Origin of the sequence: Asticcacaulis sp. AC460 (assembly GCF_000495795.1) — a bacterium.
Taxonomy (GTDB): domain Bacteria; phylum Pseudomonadota; class Alphaproteobacteria; order Caulobacterales; family Caulobacteraceae; genus Asticcacaulis.
The window spans coordinates 72,801-92,575 of sequence record NZ_AWGD01000020.1 but is presented as its reverse complement, the minus strand read 5'-3'; the positions used below and the strand labels follow the sequence as shown (position 1 = coordinate 92,575).

Here is a 19,775-nt window from a genome sequence, read left to right as displayed (position 1 = left end):
CCACCGTCTCATTTGCTTCCAGCAAATGATCCACCTCCCCGTATAACGGGGAGGGATAAGGTATTTATATTGCGGTCTTTTTTAGCATTGTCCACCAAGCATAGACTTGGAGGGCGCAGATGTGAATCCGATAGCCGTAAGCTGGGCAGGAGACCCTAGCCAAATCCCTGTCAATCTGAACGGAAAAAGGCCGGGAGAAATCCCGGCCTTTTGTTTATCTGCGTTTCTTGCTGGTCCGCTTTTTCGACGTCGTCTTTTTCGTCGGTATGGCTTCGGGCTTGGGCGGCTGGACATAGGTCTCGACGTAAACCCGTGGCTTGAACCACGAAGGCGCCGCCGGCGGGGCGCAGTTCTTGTTCATCCCGACACCCTTCAGATAGGCGCGGCGAACCTTGCCGGCCTGGATGGCGTTGTCGAGCTGCTTCTGGTGCTTGTCGGCGCCCGACAGGTAGCGAATGGCGCCGCGGAACGGTACGATGCTGCGGGTGGCGCCACGCACGGCGCCGACGGCCTGCTTGTTGGCGAATTCCTTGCCCTTTTCGGTATTGGTGCGCTCATCCTTGGGCGGGGGCGGCTCATCGAAATCCCGGCCCAGCAGCGCATCGAGCTGCGCGACCTGGGAGGCTATGGCTTCGCACGTATCCAGCCCGGTCAGGTCATAGGGCCTGACGACGGAATTTTGCAGGATTTCGGGAATGTCCTGACGCTTGAGGTTGAAGTCCTCGAGCGGCGCCGTAAAGGCGTCGCCCCAGTCGTTATTGTCCTCGGTGCTCTGGCGCATCCGTTCGGTGCCGGCCTGCTCGCGGCCACGCCCGTCCTCGCGCGGCGCCGAAGTTTCAATCGGATATTCGGGCGACGACGCGCACGCCCCAAGGGTCAGTGAAGCAACCAGTACGCAGGCCGCAACGAAACCGGTCCGGCTTCGTGTCATGGTCCGCCCCCCATCAGCCTGATCAGGCCATAAGCTCATACACCCGCCTCCACCCCGGCTGTCTTAAGGACAGCTTGTGGGCATAAAAAAACAATACACAAAAATAGCCCCGCACGCTTGCGCAACGCGGAACTCCCCTCTATGTAGTCGCTCACGTTTGATCCACCCTTTTTGGTTCCGGGTCAAGCCGTTACGTCTTTGGCATGAGCCCGTAGCTCAGCTGGCTAGAGCATCTGACTTTTAATCAGAGGGTCCTGGGTTCGAGTCCCAGCGGGCTCACCAAGTCAAACTAGAATGGCTTGCGTGACATAATCATGGCAAAGACGACATCTACTCCCAACAATTTGTGGCCAATTGTTACCGGACGGCCTGGCGGGATGCGGGGTCATGCGCATGGCGTCACCGGAACTCACCCAGCCTCCTCGGAAGTTTGCTTGCGGAGATTTACCCCACTGGGTAAAATGGCGAGGGACCCAAGTAACTGTGCTTGCGAGACAGGCCATCAATGCAGATCCAACTGTTAAAAGCCGTCAAGCAATCAAAGGGCCTTGAGACAGGTAATTAACAACCTGTCGCCTAAACAAAAACTAAACTAATTTATTGGAAGTAAAAGGTCAAAATATCCAACATCCGAAAGCCTGGATATACAAGCTTCCATATGCTTTAAATTTAAATCTTCCCTCATAATGATGGTTCCCGGAACAATCATAAAACATTCATCTTTTTCCAATCGCCATTCAATCATCAACATGGCCCTCTTATAATTATAGATATCAACTTTGTATCTCTTTTCATCAACATCAACAATTACTCCAGAAATAACCCCCCTACTACTGGCCTCAAATTCGTCACGTTCGTCAAAATCTTTATCATACGTTATTTTAATAGCCACGTCTTTCTCCACCTACAGATATATACGGAACGCACTTCTTACATATCAGGAACCTCCTAAATTATTAAGGTAATATTGAGTTTCCATTAAATCAATTTTCTCTTCATATTCTTTTCGAGACATAGGCCTTCCTGGCAGTATCTCGTAATGCGTGCCATCGGTATGCCGAATGATAAGGCCTTCTGGAAGCCAAGTGACCCTTCTAGCCGCACCGAAACTTTTAGCTTTGTTGGGGTCTGTGTTCAGAGATATTCCTTTATTGCCTAAATATTCTCCTGTTACAGGATCGACATCAATATCACTATTTCTAACACGGTATTTTCCATTTCTGTAAATTGGCTCCCCTTGCGCCGTTGTTACACTAATTGCACATCCGCCACCGGTAGCGCAATAGGCGAGAAATTCTGTCTCATTTACTCTATACTCCCGCCCATTATATTCAATTATATATCTTACCTCTAATTTTGGTTTGGGCTTTGTCTTTCGTTTCTTTTTTCCGGCATCGAATAGGTCGCCTTCTCTTCCGCTATCAAAATCGTTGCTAGCAAAGGAATTGTCGACACTGGCCAAACCAGATGCGTCGGAAGCGTTAATCGGATCTCCCCCCACATACGCATACAGGTTCAGATCATCTTTGCTGCCGATTGGGTCCGCCTGCAGGAAGCGGCCGTACATCGGATCATAGACACGGGCCTTGTAGTAGTAGAGTTCCGCTTCCGGGATGGCGTATTGGCCGGTGTAGCGGAAGCGCGAGCCGTACCAGAACTTGCTGTTAGAGCTACTTGTCGGCCATCCGTAAGGGTCGTAGCGGTAGAGTTCGGTCAGGGTGCCGGAGCTGTTGCTGTAGCCGATGATGCTGCCCTGGTAGTTGGCCAGCAGGAAGTTCGGTGACGTCACCGCTGAACCGGCATACCAAACCAGCGGTTCATCCACGCCCGCGCCATGGACATAGCGCCGGTTCATGGTTTCGCTACCGCCGCTGCCGTTATAGGCGCCGGAATAGCTGTACTCGGCGATCAGGTTGACACCGTCATAGACGAACTCGTTCGTGGTACCGTTACCCGTATAGGCGGCCAGGCGTCCCTCCGGATCGTAATACAGCGTCAAGTACGGCGACGGCTTGTTGTTGCACCAAGCCACGGTCAGCAGGCGGTTCAGCACATCATAGGTCATGCAGCGCTTATCGGCGGCGCTGGCGCTTTCGTTGCTCAGATTACCGTTGAGATCATAACCGCCAGCCAGGGCCGCGATGCCGGCGTCACGGTTCAGGCCGTCATAGGTCTTGTTGACCGTGGTGGTTTGTTGTTCGTCGTAGTCATAGTTGATCGAGCTGGCGTCCCAACTGGTGATCTGGTTGGCCGGATTGCGTCCGGTGAAGCTCCAGGTGATGTCATTGGCAGTCAGATCCAGGTCATGACTCATCGCCGTCAGCCGGCCGAAGGCATCATAGCTGTAGCAGGTGGCATTGGTCTGAGTCACGCAGGCGGCGTCGGTTCGCTCCCCCGACGCGATGGCGGCACCGCGCAGCAGCTTCTTGCGCAGCCCCCGGCTGGTATAGGCCTGCGAGTAGAACACCGTCGAACCGTTATAGACCTGGGTGACGCGGTTGAGATTGTCCAGGCTGCGGGTGAAGACATAGCTGTCGGGATAGGTCACAGCGGCTACGGCCGAGGCGCTGTTATAGGCGTAGCCCAGTGAGCGACCGTTGATATCCGTGGTGGAAGTCGTCCGTCCCAGGCTGTCATAGCCATAGCTGACCCCGTTGCCTGAGGTCGAAACGAACCGCTTGGACGTGATCCGGCCCAGGCTGTCATAGGTGGTATGGACATCCTTTTCGGTCGCCGTCTGGACGCCCGAGATGGCCGGCTGGTCTTCCAGAATCGTCCGGTCGAGATTGTCGTAGCCGTAGGCGATGGTAATGGCGTTGCGCCGCCGCCATGAGGTCTTGTTGTCGTTCGCGTCGTAGCCGAACTCTTCGTAGTCGGTCGTGCTGGAGATACCGGCGCCGATCGTGGTGTTGGGATAGCGCAGCTTCTTCAGACGGTCGAAGCCGTCATATTCCAGCGTGGTCAGGTTGCCGTTGGCGTCTTTTTCGGAGGTTTTCAGACCGTTGTTTGAGTAGCTATAGCGGGCATAGGCGCGCTGCACCGACGTGCCATAGGCCTGATCGACCTGGGTCACCTGGCCGGCGCTGTCATAAGTACTCTTCGTGATCCGGTCGGGACCATAGGTGGCGTGCTCAGTGGCCAGGGTACAGGCGCTGCTGAGCAAGGCGCCATAGGTCGCCGGGTTCATCCGCACGGTCGTGCAGGTCGGGCGGTTGTTGTTGTCGTAGCTGGTCTGGGTAACGCTGACCACGGTTTCGGCGTGGACGGCCGTTGCGGCCAGGGCCAGAACGGCGGTGAAGGCTGTGGCGATGCGTGTCATGATCTTGCCCCCGGTCATGGCTGCACCGTTTCGGTTTTGGTCAGCCGCCCGAGGGTGTCATAGGTCATGCGCGTGAAGCTCGACACCACGAAGCCCGAGCCATCGGTTCCGGTGACCGTGCCGGTCTCGGTCTTTGTCTCCTGGTCATCGACATTGTAGGTGTGTTTAACGGCGGATCTCAGCAACGCTCCGCCGCCATCGGGATCAGCCCCGATTTCGAACACCTTGCGACCGACGGAGTCGTAGGTTGTGTAGGTGACGTCCACCGTACTGGCCAGCGGCCCGTCCACCGAGGTCACCCGCCCCCAAGCGTCGTAAGCGTAGGTCACCGTCGCTGACAGGAAGCTACCGCCGTCAGTCTTGGTCATTTGGTACGGCAGGAAGGTGTTGTAGGTGTTGGGCGCCGTGGTCGAGGTGCCGTAATCCGTCACGGTTACTTGGGTGAGATGGCGGACATCGCTGCCACTTCGGGTCGTCGGACAGGCGGTCAGGCTGAGTTCGGTGCTGAGCAGGCCGCAGGTCTCGGTCCGGGTCAGGCGCTGGATCAGGCCGTCACCGGTATTGTAGGCGGTATAGGTGTAGAAGGTCCGCAAACGGTAACCGGCGACATCGGCCGGCAGGGTCACCGTCTTCTTACCGCCGTGGCTGTAGTAGGTGTAGTCGGTCTGGTTGCCCAGGGCGTCCTTTTCCCACAGAGGCTGATTGCAGACCTTGCGGTCGGCGTCGGCGCACACCCGGTCGTAACCAGATGGTGTGGCGCTGTAGCTCGCCTGATAGATCACGCTGTCGCTGATCCCGCTGCCTGGCTTGGCCTTGCGCGTTACGGTCAACAGGTTGCCGCGGTCGTCATAGGTATAGGCCGCCCCGCCGCCTTCCGGCTGGGTCGCGGAACCCAGGAACTGTGAATCGATCCAGCTATAGCTGGAGGTCCGAGACAGGGGATCGCTGACGCTCTGGACCATGCCGATCGTGCTGTTGCCGTCGGCGCAGGTGCTGGAATCGGCCGTGCCCAGGACGTTCGAGGTAACCGTCGTCGATCCGCCTTCGGGCCAGGCCAGGCTGATCGAGTTGCCACTAAAGTTCGGCGTATAGGTCCAGTTGACGCCGCCGCGCGTCAGGCCCGTCACCGGCTGGGTCCGGTGTTTGCTCGTGGTGGTGCTGTAGGTCAAAGAGGTCACGAGGCCACCGGGCGAAGTCGTCGATGCCACATGATGCTTGTAGGTCGCCGAACAAAGATAGACTTCCCAACTTGCGGTGAAAGTCCGGCTCAGGGCGTCCGTTTCGGTGAATGTCGTGGTGCCGCCGGAGACGGTCTTGCTGACCGTGAGGCTGCTCAGGACGGTCGTGCCTTTCAGTATCTGCGGCGTATCGGTTTTCAGGGTATAGCCGAGATTGCTGATGAGGGTCGCCGGGACGACCGACGTGCCGGTATTGGTGACCTTTTCACCCGATGGCAGCAGGTAGTAGTCGATATAGCCGTTCAGCGGGTTGTTTTCGGTGAACAACTGGATCGCGGCGCTGCCGAACACGAAGGTCGAACCGTCACGGCCGACAAAGGTGTAGCTCTTGGGGTCGGCACGGCCCAACGAGGCGTTCCAGGTAAAGCTGGTGACCGCCAGGCTGACGCCGCGATTGTCATCAACCAGTTGGCAGAGATATTGTGTGCCGTCGAATTCACAGTCGAAACTGTAGGACCCGCCGCCCGTGGAGACGGTCACCAGCCATTCCCAGCCCTTGATCGAAGTTGTTGACGGCGCCTCATACAGGCCCGGCATGGCGGCGGGTGAAGGACTAAGCCGCCAGCCATTGGCGGTAGAGCGGTATTGCAGCACACCGGCCGCCGGCGCCGAAAGCCCCAGCGGCGAGGCGTAGGAGTAGGCGCCGGTGACCATGTCGACACCGTTGATGCTGGATTCCGGGTTGAGCACCGGCGGCGGCCCGGAGCCGGACGACGCTTCCTGGGCCATAGCCGCACCGGGACAGCCCGCCAGGCAGGCTATCGCGAGGGCAGCTCCCCGGTACCCGCGAGCCCAAAGCACCGCACTTCGACCTTGTCGCATGAAACAACCCCCAATGGCACCCAGCGACCCAAAGGATCATGCGGCTGGCCGATCGGCAAGTTGAAAATGCCATCCCGTGGCGAATTTTTTACATCTTCCTAAAAAATTGATCTTGCCATACGGGAAAATATTGCGGAAGCTGCGTGTCTCATCGGGGGAGGATTTGATGCGTCACATGCGCTCTTCGACCGCACCATGCCGTTCAGGATTCATGAGGTTTGTCTTGGGTTTGGCCGTGGCCGCCGCGGCCGTGATGGCATGTCAGGCCGTTGCCGGTACCACGACCTACAAGTACGATGCGCTGGGCCGGGTTGTCGAGGTTCACTACCCTGACGGCAGCGCCATCTACTACGCCTACGACGCGGCGGGCAACCGTACCCAGACCACACGTCAGGCGGGCAGCTAAGCCATGGCACTCCTGCGCGCTTTCCTGACGGCCGGGACATTCCTCTTGAGCGCTGTGGCCGCTCATGCCGGCGATGTCACCTGCAGCGACTATACCTTCACCGTCGCCGATGCCGAAACGCCTGTGGCGATCACCGTGCCTGTCGAGTACCTGGTCGCGCAATGCACGTCCGCGTCTGGCGCCACACTTTATATCGTTTCGCCGTCTGACGGGATCGCCCTGACGCTGGAGCCGCATACCCAGGCCACCGTCACGTTCACGGTACAGAATGCTGAAGGCGCTCACGCCAGCGCAGACGTGCACATTAAACGCAACTGACCCTACGGCGCCGGAAAATTGATCGCCACCCGCTCGCGCCCCCCGGCCATCGGGTAAGCACCACATTCGGCGAGGGCCTGGATGGCACGCGATTCGGAAACCAGAACGCGCGAATCGCCGGCCAGTCCCTCGGCGCGAACAATTACAGGCGGTTCCGCCAGATCTCCGGTTTGCGAAAATGTCACCTCCAGCCGCACTGGCAGGGTCGTTTCATCCGCCATCCTGCGCCAGCACGGCGCGATCGCCGCCCACAGATCGTCACCCTGGCCCTCGGTCAGGCCGCCGGTACCGGCAGCGCCGCGATTGGCTTCGCTTTGGATGTCCGAGGTCGAAACTCCTGTTGTCGCGACCTGCGGCAGCTTCATTTCGGTGAACGCGGTGAACTGAGGCTCTGTGATTTCGGGTTGAGCCATGTCAAGCTGTTCGACTGTCGCCGGTTTGGTTAGTTCTTCCAGGTCTTCTGCCTCCTGCGCTTTCGCCGTGGGGCGGCGCGGTGATTGGGCAAAATCATACAGGGATACTTCCGGTCCGTCTACCGTCCCGTGGCCGTCCCCGACGCTGCCGCCAGCCGACAATCCGCCAGGAGACATGACCGGCAACAGGGCCAGAAGCGCCAGGACATGTAGCAACAACGAACCTGCGACGGCAACGCTTCGCCGTCTGAGATGCAATTGGCGAAGAATCCGTTGGGTAAAGACATGTACCCGGACCGCGCGTCCTACAGCCTGGCCGGCGCCCACCCATACCCGGAATTTCGCCATGACGGCGATCGAATTGCCCTGCATCCCCGCACACCTCTGGTTGCATTAAAGGCATAGGTTGGACGGCCGTTCAAGAGGATGTGGACCGATTACGTCGAGATATTGAGAGCCTAAACCTGCAGCCGCGCCAGCGTTGTTAGCAGCGCGAAACTAATAGTACGACCGGGACACTCGAAACCGCTGCTCAGTTCGCCAAACGCTTCCTCGGCAAATATCGCCCGTTTTCGAAGCGATCGAACAGCAACCGGGTCTGGGGGTGTTGCAGCGGGCCGCCCGTGTCGTCGCAGCACAGATTGCCTTCCGAGGCATAGGCGACATAGTGGCTGTCGCCGTTTTCGGCCAGAAGGTGATAAAACGGCTGGTTCTTGGACGGGCGCACGCTCTCGGGGATGGCTTCCCACCATTCGTCCGTGTTGGAGAATTCGGGATCGACGTCGAAAATGACACCACGGAACTCGAACAGATTGTGCCTCACGATCTGACCGATATCAAATTTTGCGCGCTGTTCTGCCATGTCTTTGAGACCCGTACTCCCCCTGAGCCCGGACATAGTGCACCCGGTCGCACGTGGATTTCATGCCCCTTCCCCCTTCGGTTGTCGGGTTTTTCGCATTTTCATGAACCGCGCAATGTGGTTAACGCCGAATAGATCAAGAGCCGGGCCTATCCTGCTGAATCTCATAATCTTTCAAAAAGCGGTTGGCATTGTAACCGCCGCACCCTAAGGTGGACAGGAAGGGACGCCGCGGGCGTCCAACCAATTCAGCGGGGTATGAGCCGATGACCGGGGCTCCCTCATATGTACGGCGGGCATCCGCCGCGGGCCGCCGTGATTCGGCACCCAAAGGCGGGCGGGAGAATGGCGGGCGGGAGTCTGGTGGGCGGGAGTCTGGCATCTATGCCGCGCTCGACCTCGGCACCAACAATTGCCGGCTGATGATCGCTACCTTCAACAATTCGCAGTTCAAGATCGTCGAAGCCTTTTCGCGCATCGTCCGGCTGGGCGAAGGCCTGGCCCATTCCGGCAAGCTGCACGAACGCGCCATGGAACGCGCCCTGAAGGCGCTCAAGATCTGCGCCGAGAAGATCGAAAAGCGCGGTGTCGCCCGGATTCGCGCTGTCGCCACCCAGGCCTGCCGCATCGCCCGCAACGGCCGCGACTTCATTGCCCGGGTCGAGCGTGAGACCGGTCTGAAACTGACCATCATCAGTCCCGAGGAAGAGGCCCACCTGTCGGTCATGGGCTGCGCCTCCCTGCTGGACGGACGCGACCTGAACCCTGTGGCGCGCGCGGCCCTGGTCATGGATGTCGGCGGCGGCTCGACCGAGCTGAGCTGGGTCGAACTGGCCGGCGGTGGCGAGGTCGAAGGCGACGGCAGCCAGGCCGATGCCCAGCAGCGCGCTTTACGCATGACCCGGAACATGCCGCGACCGCGCCATTGGATCTCCCTGCCCGTGGGCGTGGTGAACCTGGCGGAACGCTTTCCCGAACCGGAAACCGGTGATCCCGAGGCCTGGTTCGAGGCCATGGTGGATGAAGTGACCCAAAGGCTGGGCGGATTCAGCGACGCCGATGGGTTGCGGCCGCATTTCGCCGCCGGTGAAGCCTATATTGTTGGCACCTCGGGGGCGATCACCTCCCTGGCCGGGATGCATCTGGGTCTGGAGCGTTATGACCGCTCGCAGGTGGATGGGCTGTGGATGGAGCATCGCCATTGCCGAACCGTCATCGAGCGGTTGCTGCAGTTGGGGCGTGCCGGACGCGAGCTGGAGCCGTGCATCGGCCGTGACCGCGCCGATCTGGTTTTGGCCGGGGCAGCGATCCTGGAAGCCGTTCAGCGGCAATGGCCGTGTACGCGGTTGCGGGTGGCTGACCGGGGGCTGCGGGAGGGTTTGTTGTTGTCGATGGCGAAAAAGAAGACGCGGCGGCGGCGGCGTGGCAAGGGTAAGGGGCCGATATCGCGCCCGCACGAAGCGCTTTCCGATTGACGCGATCCGGCCGGATTATCCGCGCTGACGCTATCCATCTGGCTTATCTGTGGACACCCCTTCTTGCTGTCGCAACAGCAAGCTCAGCCGTCAAACATTACGCCACCGACGGCATGCGCGCCACGTTGCAGTGGGTCCACAGCTTGTCCATCGCCTGGACCAAGTGGTCCATCATACCGTCGTCGTGATCCGGCGACGGCGTAAAGCGCAGGCGCTCGGTGCCCTTGGGTACGGTCGGATAGTTGATCGGCTGGACGTAGATGCCGAAATCATTCAGCAGGATATCCGAGATCATCTTGCAGTGGACGGCCGAACCGACCAGCACCGGCACGATATGCGATTCCGACGGGAAGACCGGGATGCCGACTGCCTTGAAACGTTCCATTAAAGTCTTGGCGCGCTCCTGGTGAGCGATGCGCTTTTCGTTGTGGTCCTTCAGGTACCGGACGCTGGCGGCAGCGCCGGCCATGATCGCCGGCGGCAGCGAGGTCGTGAAGATAAAGCCCGAAGCCCACAGGCGGATGGCGTCGACCACCACGGCCTTGGCCGCGATATAACCGCCCATCATGCCGAACGCCTTGCCCAGCGTGCCTTCGATGATGTCGATTTCGCCCATGATACCGTCGCGTTCGGCAACGCCGGCGCCGCGTTCGCCGTACATGCCGACGGCATGGACTTCGTCGATATAGGTCAGGGCGCCGTATTTCTTGGCCAGGGCCACCGTGGCGCGGATGTCGGCGATGTCGCCGTCCATCGAATAGACCGATTCAAACGCGATCAGCTTGGGGGCATTGGCGGGTGCCGCGCGCAGCAGCTCTTCGAGGTGGGCCAGGTCATTGTGGCGGTAGATGTGGCGCTCGCCGCGGCCGTTGCGGATGCCTTCGATCATCGAGGCATGGTTCAGCGCGTCGGAGAAAACCACCAGGCCCGGCAGGATCTTGTACAGGGTCGACAGGGCCGCTTCGTTGGCGACATAACCCGAGGTGAAGACCAGGGCGGCTTCCTTGCGGTGCAGGTCGGCCAGCTCAGCTTCGAGCAAGTTGTGGTAGTAGGTGGTGCCGGAGATGTTGCGGGTGCCGCCGGAGCCCGAGCCGACCTCATCGATCGCCTTATGCATGGCGTCGAGCACGACCGGGTTCTGGCCCTGGCCGAGATAGTCGTTGGAGCACCATACCGTGACGTCGGCTTCGGAACCGTCGTCGCGGATCCAGGTCGCACGCGGGAAGGAGCCGGCGTGGCGCTTCAGGTTGGCGAACACGCGGTAGCGTCCTTCGGAACGTACCCGGTCGACGGCAGCCTCAAAAGCGGCGGTATAGTCCATCTCAAACTCCGTCATCGTGCCGGCAGGCGCGACGTAATTCTTCAGCGCAGATAACGCCTGCGCCGTTTCCAGACAAGACGACGCAGGCAAAAAACCACGTCGCACGCATTGTTTTTCGACAATGTGGCAAATCGCTTGCGAACTCCAGCCCATTTTGTGATGCTTTTTGTCGCAGCACCAACTTAGCGGCGAATCCCTGCGAAAGGCTTGATCCATGTCAAATCCCGGAAAAATCTGGATCGGGCTATTCCGCGGCATCAATATCGGCGGTAATCGCATGCCGATGAAGGAGCTGGTCAAGTTGCTGCTGGCGCAGGGCCTGACCGACGTGAAAACCTATATCGCCAGCGGCAATGTTGTCTTCCGTTCCGATCGCGACCAAGCCGACCTGACCGCCATGATCCAGGATCTGGTCGAGGCGAATTTCGGCTTTCGCACCCCCCTGTTGGTGATCGACCTTACGCATATCCAAAGGGTCATGGCGGCGAACCCGTTCAAGGACCGCGAGCATAAGGGTAAGGCCCAGCACATTTTCTTCCTTCTGGCGCCGGCGAGCGTGGTCAAGGACGACCGCATGCAGGAACTGAAGGCCGAGACCGAGGATTATGCCCTGACGGACGAGGCGTTCTATTTCTACGCCCCCGACGGCATCGGCCAATCGAAGCTGATCGAGAAGCTTGGGCAATGCCTCAAGGCTGATATGACGGCGCGCAATCTCAACACGTGCGAAACCCTGCGCGACATGGCGGCGGATCTCGAAAAACAATAAGGCGGCCCGTCGCCGGACCGCCTTGAATGTTCAGCGTTGGCAGCCGGCTTATGCCGATGCGCCGCCGGAACGCTTTTCGGAGTAGATCAGCAGCGGCTGGGCGCGTTCCTCGACGACTTCGCCGTTGATGACCACTTCCTCGACGCCCTGCATGGTGGGCAGTTCGTACATGGTATCCAACAGGATGGCTTCCAGGATCGAACGCAGGCCGCGGGCGCCGGTCTTGCGGACGATGGCCTTGCGGGCCACCGACATCAAAGCTTCCGGCGTGAAGTTCAGCGACACGTTCTCCATTTCGAACAGGCGCTGGTACTGCTTGATCAGCGCGTTCTTCGGCTCGGTCAGGATCTTGACCAGGGTGACTTCGTCCAGGTCTTCCAGCGTCGCCAGGACTGGCAGACGGCCGATGAATTCCGGGATCAGGCCGAACTTCATCAGGTCGTCCGGCTCGACTTCGCGCAGGACTTCGCCGGTGCGGCGGTCTTCCGGATCCTTCACGGAAGCACCGAAACCAATGCTGGAGCCCTTGCCGCGGCCGGAAATGATCTTTTCCAGGCCAGCGAAGGCGCCGCCGCAGATGAACAGGATATTGGTGGTGTCGACCTGCAGGAATTCCTGCTGCGGGTGCTTGCGGCCGCCCTGGGGCGGAACCGAGGCAACCGTGCCTTCCATGATCTTCAGAAGGGCCTGTTGCACGCCTTCGCCCGACACGTCGCGGGTGATGGACGGGTTGTCGGACTTGCGCGAAATCTTGTCGACTTCGTCGATATAGACGATGCCGCGCTGGGCGCGTTCGACATTGTAGTCGGCGGCCTGGAGCAGCTTCAGGATGATGTTTTCGACGTCTTCACCGACATAACCGGCTTCGGTCAGGGTCGTCGCGTCGGCCATGGTGAAGGGCACGTCGATGATGCGCGCCAGGGTCTGGGCCAGCAGGGTCTTACCCGAACCGGTCGGACCGATCAGCATGATGTTCGACTTGGCCAGTTCGACGTCATTGCCCTTCTGGGCGTGGTTCAGGCGCTTATAGTGGTTGTGCACCGCGACCGACAGGACCTTCTTGGCCTGCGACTGACCGATGACATAGTCATCCAGGACTTCGCGGATTTCCTTGGGAGTCGGCACACCGTCCTTGGACTTGACGAAGGCGATCTTGTGCTCTTCGCGGATGATGTCCATGCACAGCTCGACGCATTCATCGCAGATGAACACGGTCGGCCCGGCGATGAGTTTACGCACCTCATGCTGGCTCTTTCCACAGAAGGAGCAATAGAGGGTGCTTTTGCTGTCGCCCGTCGCGGCTTTCGTCATATGCTTTCTTCACCTTCACGTCGCGGAAAAGACGGCACTTTCAAGGTGCCAAATCACCGCACAATCCTGGCACCTTAGCCCTTGAGTGCTTAACAAAGCCTAAGAGCGCCGTTCCACAAATATACATCGCCCCGATTGATCCGCATTTATGCACAGTTTAGAGCAGGTCTCAACCGCGCTTCGGTCTCATCGGGGCCTTGATCCCCACATATGGTGGTCCGGGCGTGGAATAAAAGCCACATCCCCTTCCCCATGCGTAAATATGCCCCCCAAAACACCCTCCCCCTTAACCACACAGCCGCGAATCGCAACTCCCGTTGTGGCCGCCTTTGATTTTGACGGCACGCTCACCTGGAAGGACAGTTTCAACGCCTTCCTGATGTTCCTGCGCGGTCCGATGGGACTGGGCAAGGCCATCCTTGCAAAACCCGGGCCGTTTGTCCGGTATCTGAGCGACCGCGATCGCGGCGCGCTGAAATCGCAATTCTTGTACAACCTGTTGGGTGACATCCACCAGACGGAACTGGAAATCCTGATTCAGGCCTATGTCAGCGTGACGGGACGGTCACTGTTCCGGCCGGATGCGTTGCGGACATGGGATTCGCTGGCTGACAGCGACGTGAAACGGGTGATCGTGACCGCTTCGCCGGAACTTGTCGTGGGGCCCTTGGGGGCGCTGATCGGCGCCGACAGGGTGATCGGGACCAAGTTGGGTTTTACGGCCGACGGTCGGTTGCGGCCGGACCTGGAGGGAATCAACTGTCGTGGCGAGGAAAAGATGTGCCGTTTACGGGCAGTTTTCGGTGACGGCTTTGACCTGGACCAGGCCTATGGCGATACCGCCGGCGACCACGCCATGATCGCCGCGGCGCGCCATGGTCACTACCGGGTGTTCAAGCAAAAGCCATAAGCCTTTGAGAAGAAACAAGAGGAACACGGAAACCACGGAGCGCCGCCTTCGGCGTCGACACGGAAAACACTGAAATCGGCTCCGGGCTGCGCGAAGCGCTTTCTTTCCGTAGTACCGTAAAAAAGCGCTTCGCGCGGCGTATTCCAACACCTGAATTCCGTGACTTCAGTGTAGCCGCGGAGCGGCCTTCGGTGTTTTCCGTGTTCCCCTTGCCAAGGCGCATGCGGCACCGCCAATAAGAAACGCGGCTCCGTTGCCGGAACCGCGTTGAATTCAGTGAATTATCGGAAGCTTACGCAGCTACCGGGTCGGCGCGCTTCTCGTAGACATGATCGATGAGGCCGAATTCCTTGGCTTCCTCGGCCGTCATGTAACGGTCGCGGTCCAGGGTGCGCTCGATGACTTCGTAAGGCTGGCCGGTGTGCTTGACGTAGATTTCGTTCAGCAGCTTCTTGGTCTTGCGCATGTCTTCGGCCTGGATTTCGATGTCCGAAGCCATGCCGCGCGCGCCGCCCGAGGGCTGGTGCACCATGATCTTGGAGTTCGGCAGCGAAATGCGCTGGCCGTTCTCACCGGCCTGCAGAATCAGCGAACCCGCCGAAGCCGCCATGCCCATGCACACCGTCGTCACCGGCGACTTGATATATTGCATGGTGTCGTAGATGGCCAAGGCCGACGTCACCTGGCCGCCCGGCGAGTTGATGTACATCGAAATTTCCTTCTTCGGATTTTCCGATTCCAGAAACAGAAGCTGGGCGCAGATCGAGGTGGCCATGCCGTCTTCGAACGGACCGGTCAAAAAGATGATCCGCTCCTTCAGCATCCGCGAATAGATGTCATAGGCGCGTTCGCCGCGGCTGGACTGCTCGATGACAGTGGGGATCAGGTAGGAGGTCAGGTTATCGACGGGGTCGCGCATAGACGAATCCTTTGGCGTTCAAAATTGGGCGTCATGCGTTTTGTAAGGGGAAATTCTTAACCCTAGGTGTGCGCCGCGCTTTCCTTATCAACTTGGCAATTTGCGCAGCGGTTTTCAAGGGGTGATCGCAGGTCACTACCTGCCGGTACCGGGGTGCATTCTCTTCACGACCAAGGCCGCGATGTGTCCGAACAGAAGGCCCACCAGAGCCGGAAGCAAGAAAAGGCCAAGGAACAAGGCCACGACGCCGGGGCCGGCCAGCCACTCTGAATGGTCTTTTCCGGTCAAAACGGCCTCACCGCTCATCATCAGAAAGACGTAACCGATTAACGTCGCCAGCAGAACGACGAACGTCACGGCGCCCTCAACCACACTATAACCCGCTTGCGCATGCCGCCATCTGAAAAAGAAAAAGGCGCCGACGGCCGGACCGAACGTCGCCCCCGCAAAAAATGTCAGCACTTCCATCGGATACCCCCGGATTTTCTGTAACAAACTACCACCGACATCTGAAAATTCCGTTGCCCGTTGACAGGCCGTCAGCATCGATATATATAACCAATAAGTTATATAACTTGTGAGTTATGAAAATGTCCCCCGCCGACCTTGACGCCACCTTCATCGCCCTCGCCGACCCCACCCGCCGCGCTATCCTGGCCCGGCTGGCGTCGGGTGAACAGACGGTGATGGAACTGGCCGCCCCCTTCGCCATGAGTCAGCCCGCCATCTCAAAGCATCTGAAGGTGTTGGAGCACGCCGGCCTGGTCACCCGCGGTCGCGACGGCCAGAAACGCCCTGTCCGCGCCCAGACCGAGCCGTTGAAAGCCGCAACCTCGTGGATGGACGACTATGTTCGCGCCCTGGAAGCCAGCTACCAGCGCCTCGATTCGCTGCTGGAAGCGCTGCAGGCCGGCCCGACCTCCAACGATCCGATCAATTAAGGAAACCGCACCATGATCAGCACACCCGAAGTCCTCGACCTGCCACCGCAAAAGGTGGCCCGCATCGCCATTACCTGTCCGTCCTCCGAAATCATGAAGGTGATGGGGCCCGGCATCCAGGAACTGCACGCCACCCTGGGCGCCCAAGGCATCACGCCGACCGGCCCATGGTTCACCCATCACCTGAAGATGCCGGGCGAAAACTTTGATTTCGAAATCTGCCTGCCGGTGGACTCCGAGATAAAGCCCGAAGGCCGGGTGACCAACGGGACCTTGCCTGGCGGGCGGACGGCACGCACCGTCTATACCGGCGGCTATGAAGGCCTGGGGGGCGCCTGGGGTCAGTTTATCGGCTGGATCAAGGCGCAGGACCTGACTCCGGCGGACACCCTGTGGGAGGTCTACGCCAAGGGCCCTGAAACCGGACCGGATTCGTCGCAGTACCAGACCCAGCTCAATCGCCCGCTAGCCTAATAAGGATCACGATCATGAATGTGATAACCAAGGTTTACGGCGCCCTGGAAATCTCGGCGCCTTCCGACACCGAACTGTGCTTCAAGCGGCCCTTCAAGGCGGCCGTGCAGCTGGTTTTTGACGCCCATACCAAGCCCGAACTGGTCAGGCGCTGGCTGCTGGGCCCTGACGGCTGGACCATGCCGGTGTGCGAAATCGACCTGCGCGTCGGCGGCACGTTCCGCTATGTTTGGAAGAAGGCGCCCGACCGCACCATGGGTATGGGCGGCACCTACCTCGAGATCGAAGCACCGGCAAAGATCGTGCACACCGAACTGTTCGACGAAGACTGGACCGGCGGCCAGACCACCTGCACCCTTCTGCTTGAGGAAAAGTACGGCCGGACCGAAATGACCCTGACCGTCGTCTATCCGTCAAAGGAAGCCCGCGACGGCGCCATGGCTACCGGCATGTCCGATGGCATGGAAGGCAGCTACGCTCGGTTGGAAAGCTTGCTAACGGGCTGATGGAACGAAAAAGAGGCCCGCTGACGCGGGCCTCTTTCAATTTCTGATAGAAAACGAATTACGCTTCGTCTTCTTCCTTCAGCAGGTCTTCCTTGCTGATCGGGCTGTCCGTGACCGTGGCCAGGGTGAAGATCAGGTCGCAGACCTTTTCTTCGTAGATCGGTGCGCGGATCTGCGCTGCAGCGGCCGGGTTGTTGCGGTAGAAGTCGAACACCTGGCGCTCCTGGCCCGGATAGTTGCGGGCTTCCTGCATGATGGCCTGGGTGACTTCCTGGTCGGTGACCTGGACGTTCTGGCGGGTGCCGATCTCGGCCAGGACCAGGCCCAGACGGACGCGGCGTTCGGCGATCTTGCGGTATTCGGCCTTCAGGTCCTCTTCGGACTTGGCGGCGTCTTCTTCCGACAGTTGGCCATTGGCCTTGTCCTGCTCAACCTGGTTCCAGATGCCCTGGAACTCGGCGTCCAGCATGCGCGACGGCAGCTCGAAGTCGTGCTTTTCGTCCAGGATGTCCAGCAGGGCGCGCTTCATCTTGAAACGCGACGCGCTGTTGAACTGCTGCTCAAGCTGGGTCTTCAGGATGTTCTTCAGGGCGTCGAGGCTTTCCAGACCCAGGGTCTTGGCCAGCTCGTCATCGGCTTCGCCTTCCTTCGCCGCCAGGATGTCCTGAACGGTCGTCTCGAAGGTAGCTTCCTTGCCGGCCAGGTTCTTGGCGCCGTAGTTTTCGGGGAAGGTGACGTTGAGCGTCTTGGTCTCGCCCTTCTTGGTGCCGATCAGTTGCTCTTCGAAGCCCGGGATGAACTGGCCCGAACCGATCACCAGTTCGGCGCCTTCGGCCGAACCGCCTTCAAAGGCTTCGTCGCCGATCTTGCCGACGAAATCGATGACCAGCTTGTCGCCGTCTTCCGCCTTCGGGGCAGCTTTACCCTTGCCGGTCTTGGCTTCGTATTGCTTGGTCTGCGACACGACGTTCTTCAGGGACTCGTCGATGTCGGCGTCCGAGGGCGTGTAGACCGGGCGGGTCAGCTCGATCGAGGCCGGCTCGATCGGCGTGAAGATCGGCATCATTTCGACGGCGATGGAATAGGCCAGGTCGGAATTACCCTTGATGACCTGCTCGATGTCGCCGATCGGCGTCAGTTCCGGCTGCGACGCCGGACGGATCGAGGCCTGGTCGAGGGCCTTTTGCGTGGTTTCGTTGAGGGTTTCCTGAACGATCTCGCTCATCAGCTCCTTGCCGTACATCTTGCGGACATGGCCCTGGGGCACCTTGCCCGGACGGAAGCCCTTGATGTTCATCTTGGGGGTGATCTCAGCGATCTTGGCGTCCAGCTTCTGGTTCAGTTGGTCACGGGCGACCGTGACTTCGAGAACGCGGCTGAGACCTTCATTCAGTTTTTCAACGACTTGCATCGATTTGGCACCTTAAGCCGGATCAGTGTCCGCTCCCTGAACGGGCCCGATTCCGGCGGCTGAAAGAGACAAAGCGCGACCGCTTGCTGCGGGCGCGCCAAAAGATGAGCCCTTATGGCATGATTGCGCGGCAGGTCAACGGCTAGGTTTGGTAAAAGTGTGGTTTGCCGCCTTTTTCGTGATAGGCTTGGTTAAACCGGGGGGCGCCTATGATCCTGAAATATCTGATCCCGTTCGATCGTTTCGTCGTCGACAGCCCGCTGTCGTCGCAGGAAGCACGCCGGCGTATCGAAGCCAGCCTCCAGACCATCTTCGAAGCGCGTACCTCCGCCGGCTACGGCCCGACCGTGCGTTGACGCCTACTGGCCCGCGGCCGACTGATAGACCAGGTTCATCATGCCACCGGTTCCGCCGATATTGGCATAGAAAACTGAAAAGCGGACGTCGCTGCCGATCGACCATGTACCGTCATAGATGTCGCCGGTGTCCTGAACAGACAAGGCGTCGCCATACTGATCGACAACCGCACGAAGGACCGCATCCAGATCCTCTTTCGTTGCCGGGCTCTGAGCCGACAGCGTCACCTGATGGAGCTTGGTGTTCAGGAAATAGAAGCAGGCTCGAAAAGGACGGTCGGCGACCATCTGATTGTCGATCGCCAGATCGCAGGTGGCGCCGTTGCGAAGAGATTCCTTTTCAGTCGACGGCCGCGCTGACGGCTGGGCCGTGGCAACCTGCGACTTCGTCATGCCGTAGTCGACATTCCGCCACAGGGCCTGCGCCATCGCCGCCGCCGGAAGGCAGGCAAGCACCAGAACAAAAATCGAGACCGTCAAGACCTTCATAGCGCAACCTCCCAATCGGTGTTTACGACTTACGCCGCCGGGCGCGACGGAACACGCTATGTGTCACTTACAGGCTTTTGGACAATGCGACTTGTTTGACTGACTGGTAGTGAATACCCAGCAGATTGGTCCCGGCCGCATTTACGTAGAGCAGGGTCACCACAGTGTCTTCGCCCGCTTTCCATTCCGCATCACATAACCTATCCGTGGCGTCCGTCTTTATGGCGGCGCCATATTTTGTCTGCAGGAGTTCCGCCACCGTGTTGACATCCTCCTTGCCGGCAAGAAACTCGGATACCAGCGAAACCTGAACGAGTTCACCGTTTGTAAAATAGAAACAAACCCTGTACGGCCTGCCGGCAACCGTTTGAGAAGAGATTGCCAGATCGCAACTGGCTCCGTAGGACAAAAGTTCGCCGTCGCTGGCAGGGAGCGCGGAGGGTTGAGCCGCAGACACCTGCGCTTTTGACATACCCTCTGACACATTTTGCCAGAGCGTCTGCGCCATCGCCGACGCCGGAAGGCAGGCAAACACCAGAACCGACATCCAGACCGTCAAAACCTTCATAGCGCTACCTCCCAAT

At 59.4% G+C, this 19,775-nt stretch carries 22 protein-coding genes and 1 tRNA gene; 10 read left to right on the top strand and 13 right to left on the bottom strand.

Annotation, left to right across the window (positions count from 1 at the left end; translation table 11 throughout):
- Positions 1-214 precede the first annotated feature (214 nt).
- Entirely contained in the window at positions 215-931 is a 717-nt protein-coding gene (locus ABAC460_RS36095) for a hypothetical protein (RefSeq protein ID WP_023453578.1), read from the bottom strand.
- A 205-nt stretch (positions 932-1,136) separates the two neighbouring features.
- On the opposite strand from ABAC460_RS36095, the gene ABAC460_RS36090 reads away from it, so the two are divergent.
- Positions 1,137-1,213, top strand: a tRNA-Lys gene (locus tag ABAC460_RS36090).
- Positions 1,214-1,523: 310 nt separating this feature from the next.
- Here the strand turns inward: ABAC460_RS36090 and ABAC460_RS36085 are convergent.
- Genes ABAC460_RS36085 through ABAC460_RS36075 form a run of 3 tightly spaced genes read right to left on the bottom strand, consistent with a single transcriptional unit; the run spans position 1,524 to position 6,217 of the window.
- Complete coding sequence (locus ABAC460_RS36085; protein WP_155914642.1) at positions 1,524-1,823, bottom strand: hypothetical protein; 300 nt, start codon at positions 1,821-1,823, stop codon at positions 1,524-1,526.
- A 45-nt stretch (positions 1,824-1,868) separates the two neighbouring features.
- Positions 1,869-4,250 carry an RHS repeat-associated core domain-containing protein gene (locus ABAC460_RS36080; RefSeq protein ID WP_162150324.1) on the bottom strand — a complete coding sequence of 794 codons (2,382 nt, stop codon included), beginning with the start codon at positions 4,248-4,250 and terminating at the stop codon, positions 1,869-1,871.
- A gap of 14 nt (positions 4,251-4,264) precedes the next feature.
- Positions 4,265-6,217: a hypothetical protein gene (locus tag ABAC460_RS36075; protein WP_023453575.1), complete on the bottom strand. Its 1,953-nt coding sequence runs from the start codon at positions 6,215-6,217 to the stop codon at positions 4,265-4,267.
- 304 nt (positions 6,218-6,521) lie between these two features.
- Between ABAC460_RS36075 and ABAC460_RS36070 the strand changes: the two genes are divergently transcribed.
- Positions 6,522-6,716, top strand: coding sequence for an RHS repeat domain-containing protein (locus ABAC460_RS36070; RefSeq protein ID WP_023453574.1), 195 nt, complete (start codon positions 6,522-6,524; stop codon positions 6,714-6,716).
- Between the two features lie 3 nt (positions 6,717-6,719).
- Positions 6,720-7,034, top strand: a complete 315-nt coding sequence (locus ABAC460_RS36065; protein ID WP_023453573.1) for a hypothetical protein — start codon at positions 6,720-6,722, stop codon at positions 7,032-7,034.
- 2 nt (positions 7,035-7,036) lie between these two features.
- On the opposite strand, the gene ABAC460_RS36060 is transcribed toward ABAC460_RS36065, so the two are convergent.
- A complete protein-coding gene (locus ABAC460_RS36060; protein WP_155914641.1) occupies positions 7,037-7,819 on the bottom strand; it encodes a hypothetical protein in 783 nt (260 codons plus the stop codon).
- Positions 7,820-7,979: 160 nt separating this feature from the next.
- Complete coding sequence (gene hspQ / locus ABAC460_RS36055; protein WP_023453571.1) at positions 7,980-8,309, bottom strand: heat shock protein HspQ; 330 nt, start codon at positions 8,307-8,309, stop codon at positions 7,980-7,982.
- 266 nt (positions 8,310-8,575) lie between these two features.
- On the opposite strand from hspQ, the gene ABAC460_RS36050 reads away from it, so the two are divergent.
- The gene (locus ABAC460_RS36050) at positions 8,576-9,784 is read left to right on the top strand and encodes a Ppx/GppA phosphatase family protein (RefSeq protein ID WP_052012747.1); all 1,209 of its coding nucleotides are present in this window, start codon (positions 8,576-8,578) and stop codon (positions 9,782-9,784) included.
- 97 nt (positions 9,785-9,881) lie between these two features.
- Here ABAC460_RS36050 and hemA read toward each other — a convergent pair whose 3' ends face one another.
- Positions 9,882-11,105: a 5-aminolevulinate synthase gene (hemA, locus tag ABAC460_RS36045; RefSeq protein ID WP_023453569.1), complete on the bottom strand. Its 1,224-nt coding sequence runs from the start codon at positions 11,103-11,105 to the stop codon at positions 9,882-9,884.
- A gap of 214 nt (positions 11,106-11,319) precedes the next feature.
- Between hemA and ABAC460_RS36040 the strand changes: the two genes are divergently transcribed.
- Entirely contained in the window at positions 11,320-11,874 is a 555-nt protein-coding gene (locus ABAC460_RS36040) for a DUF1697 domain-containing protein (protein WP_023453568.1), read from the top strand.
- Positions 11,875-11,922: 48 nt separating this feature from the next.
- Here the strand turns inward: ABAC460_RS36040 and clpX are convergent, their stop codons facing one another.
- Positions 11,923-13,185 (bottom strand): ATP-dependent Clp protease ATP-binding subunit ClpX, encoded by a 1,263-nt coding sequence (gene clpX, locus ABAC460_RS36035; protein WP_023453567.1) that lies wholly within the window; start codon positions 13,183-13,185, stop codon positions 11,923-11,925.
- A gap of 319 nt (positions 13,186-13,504) precedes the next feature.
- Between clpX and ABAC460_RS36030 the strand changes: the two genes are divergently transcribed.
- Positions 13,505-14,095 carry an HAD-IB family hydrolase gene (locus ABAC460_RS36030; protein ID WP_023453566.1) on the top strand — a complete coding sequence of 197 codons (591 nt, stop codon included), beginning with the start codon at positions 13,505-13,507 and terminating at the stop codon, positions 14,093-14,095.
- 292 nt (positions 14,096-14,387) lie between these two features.
- On the opposite strand, the gene ABAC460_RS36025 is transcribed toward ABAC460_RS36030, so the two are convergent.
- Positions 14,388-15,014 carry an ATP-dependent Clp protease proteolytic subunit gene (locus tag ABAC460_RS36025; protein ID WP_006274252.1) on the bottom strand — a complete coding sequence of 209 codons (627 nt, stop codon included), beginning with the start codon at positions 15,012-15,014 and terminating at the stop codon, positions 14,388-14,390.
- Positions 15,015-15,149: 135 nt separating this feature from the next.
- Positions 15,150-15,482 carry a hypothetical protein gene (locus ABAC460_RS36020; protein ID WP_023453565.1) on the bottom strand — a complete coding sequence of 111 codons (333 nt, stop codon included), beginning with the start codon at positions 15,480-15,482 and terminating at the stop codon, positions 15,150-15,152.
- 122 nt (positions 15,483-15,604) lie between these two features.
- Between ABAC460_RS36020 and ABAC460_RS36015 the strand changes: the two genes are divergently transcribed.
- Genes ABAC460_RS36015 through ABAC460_RS36005 form a run of 3 tightly spaced genes read left to right on the top strand, consistent with a single transcriptional unit; the run spans position 15,605 to position 16,935 of the window.
- Positions 15,605-15,955: an ArsR/SmtB family transcription factor gene (locus ABAC460_RS36015; RefSeq protein WP_023453564.1), complete on the top strand. Its 351-nt coding sequence runs from the start codon at positions 15,605-15,607 to the stop codon at positions 15,953-15,955.
- Between the two features lie 12 nt (positions 15,956-15,967).
- Entirely contained in the window at positions 15,968-16,429 is a 462-nt protein-coding gene (locus ABAC460_RS36010; RefSeq protein ID WP_023453563.1) for a GyrI-like domain-containing protein, read from the top strand.
- Positions 16,430-16,443: 14 nt separating this feature from the next.
- Positions 16,444-16,935, top strand: a complete 492-nt coding sequence (locus tag ABAC460_RS36005) for an SRPBCC family protein (protein ID WP_023453562.1) — start codon at positions 16,444-16,446, stop codon at positions 16,933-16,935.
- A 58-nt stretch (positions 16,936-16,993) separates the two neighbouring features.
- Here ABAC460_RS36005 and tig read toward each other — a convergent pair whose 3' ends face one another.
- Positions 16,994-18,346 (bottom strand): trigger factor, encoded by a 1,353-nt coding sequence (gene tig, locus ABAC460_RS36000; protein ID WP_023453561.1) that lies wholly within the window; start codon positions 18,344-18,346, stop codon positions 16,994-16,996.
- A gap of 209 nt (positions 18,347-18,555) precedes the next feature.
- Here tig and ABAC460_RS49710 point away from each other — a divergent pair, with 209 nt between their 5' ends.
- Positions 18,556-18,702, top strand: coding sequence for a hypothetical protein (locus ABAC460_RS49710; protein WP_023453560.1), 147 nt, complete (start codon positions 18,556-18,558; stop codon positions 18,700-18,702).
- Between the two features lie 3 nt (positions 18,703-18,705).
- Here ABAC460_RS49710 and ABAC460_RS35995 read toward each other — a convergent pair whose 3' ends face one another.
- Both ABAC460_RS35995 and ABAC460_RS35990 read right to left on the bottom strand, forming a co-directional pair.
- Positions 18,706-19,191, bottom strand: a complete 486-nt coding sequence (locus ABAC460_RS35995; RefSeq protein ID WP_023453559.1) for a hypothetical protein — start codon at positions 19,189-19,191, stop codon at positions 18,706-18,708.
- Between the two features lie 67 nt (positions 19,192-19,258).
- A complete protein-coding gene (locus tag ABAC460_RS35990; protein WP_023453558.1) occupies positions 19,259-19,759 on the bottom strand; it encodes a hypothetical protein in 501 nt (166 codons plus the stop codon).
- Between the last annotated feature and the right edge of the window lie 16 nt (positions 19,760-19,775).

What these genes read in the sequence shown, in the direction of transcription:
- ABAC460_RS36025 (WP_006274252.1), bottom strand. Translation starts at nt 15,014, where the DNA reads ATGCGCGACCCCGTCGATAACCTGACCTCCTACCTGATCCCCACTGTC.
- ABAC460_RS36070 (WP_023453574.1), top strand. Translation starts at nt 6,522, where the DNA reads ATGAGGTTTGTCTTGGGTTTGGCCGTGGCCGCCGCGGCCGTGATGGCA.
- ABAC460_RS36060 (WP_155914641.1), bottom strand. Translation starts at nt 7,819, where the DNA reads ATGCAGGGCAATTCGATCGCCGTCATGGCGAAATTCCGGGTATGGGTG.
- ABAC460_RS36015 (WP_023453564.1), top strand. Translation starts at nt 15,605, where the DNA reads ATGTCCCCCGCCGACCTTGACGCCACCTTCATCGCCCTCGCCGACCCC.
- ABAC460_RS36080 (WP_162150324.1), bottom strand. Translation starts at nt 4,250, where the DNA reads ATGACACGCATCGCCACAGCCTTCACCGCCGTTCTGGCCCTGGCCGCA.
- hspQ (WP_023453571.1), bottom strand. Translation starts at nt 8,309, where the DNA reads ATGGCAGAACAGCGCGCAAAATTTGATATCGGTCAGATCGTGAGGCAC.
- ABAC460_RS36075 (WP_023453575.1), bottom strand. Translation starts at nt 6,217, where the DNA reads ATGGCCCAGGAAGCGTCGTCCGGCTCCGGGCCGCCGCCGGTGCTCAAC.
- ABAC460_RS49710 (WP_023453560.1), top strand. Translation starts at nt 18,556, where the DNA reads ATGATCCTGAAATATCTGATCCCGTTCGATCGTTTCGTCGTCGACAGC.
- ABAC460_RS35990 (WP_023453558.1), bottom strand. Translation starts at nt 19,759, where the DNA reads ATGAAGGTTTTGACGGTCTGGATGTCGGTTCTGGTGTTTGCCTGCCTT.
- ABAC460_RS36020 (WP_023453565.1), bottom strand. Translation starts at nt 15,482, where the DNA reads ATGGAAGTGCTGACATTTTTTGCGGGGGCGACGTTCGGTCCGGCCGTC.
- tig (WP_023453561.1), bottom strand. Translation starts at nt 18,346, where the DNA reads ATGCAAGTCGTTGAAAAACTGAATGAAGGTCTCAGCCGCGTTCTCGAA.
- clpX (WP_023453567.1), bottom strand. Translation starts at nt 13,185, where the DNA reads ATGACGAAAGCCGCGACGGGCGACAGCAAAAGCACCCTCTATTGCTCC.
- ABAC460_RS36005 (WP_023453562.1), top strand. Translation starts at nt 16,444, where the DNA reads ATGAATGTGATAACCAAGGTTTACGGCGCCCTGGAAATCTCGGCGCCT.
- ABAC460_RS35995 (WP_023453559.1), bottom strand. Translation starts at nt 19,191, where the DNA reads ATGAAGGTCTTGACGGTCTCGATTTTTGTTCTGGTGCTTGCCTGCCTT.
- ABAC460_RS36040 (WP_023453568.1), top strand. Translation starts at nt 11,320, where the DNA reads ATGTCAAATCCCGGAAAAATCTGGATCGGGCTATTCCGCGGCATCAAT.
- ABAC460_RS36010 (WP_023453563.1), top strand. Translation starts at nt 15,968, where the DNA reads ATGATCAGCACACCCGAAGTCCTCGACCTGCCACCGCAAAAGGTGGCC.
- hemA (WP_023453569.1), bottom strand. Translation starts at nt 11,105, where the DNA reads ATGGACTATACCGCCGCTTTTGAGGCTGCCGTCGACCGGGTACGTTCC.
- ABAC460_RS36050 (WP_052012747.1), top strand. Translation starts at nt 8,576, where the DNA reads ATGACCGGGGCTCCCTCATATGTACGGCGGGCATCCGCCGCGGGCCGC.
- ABAC460_RS36065 (WP_023453573.1), top strand. Translation starts at nt 6,720, where the DNA reads ATGGCACTCCTGCGCGCTTTCCTGACGGCCGGGACATTCCTCTTGAGC.
- ABAC460_RS36095 (WP_023453578.1), bottom strand. Translation starts at nt 931, where the DNA reads ATGACACGAAGCCGGACCGGTTTCGTTGCGGCCTGCGTACTGGTTGCT.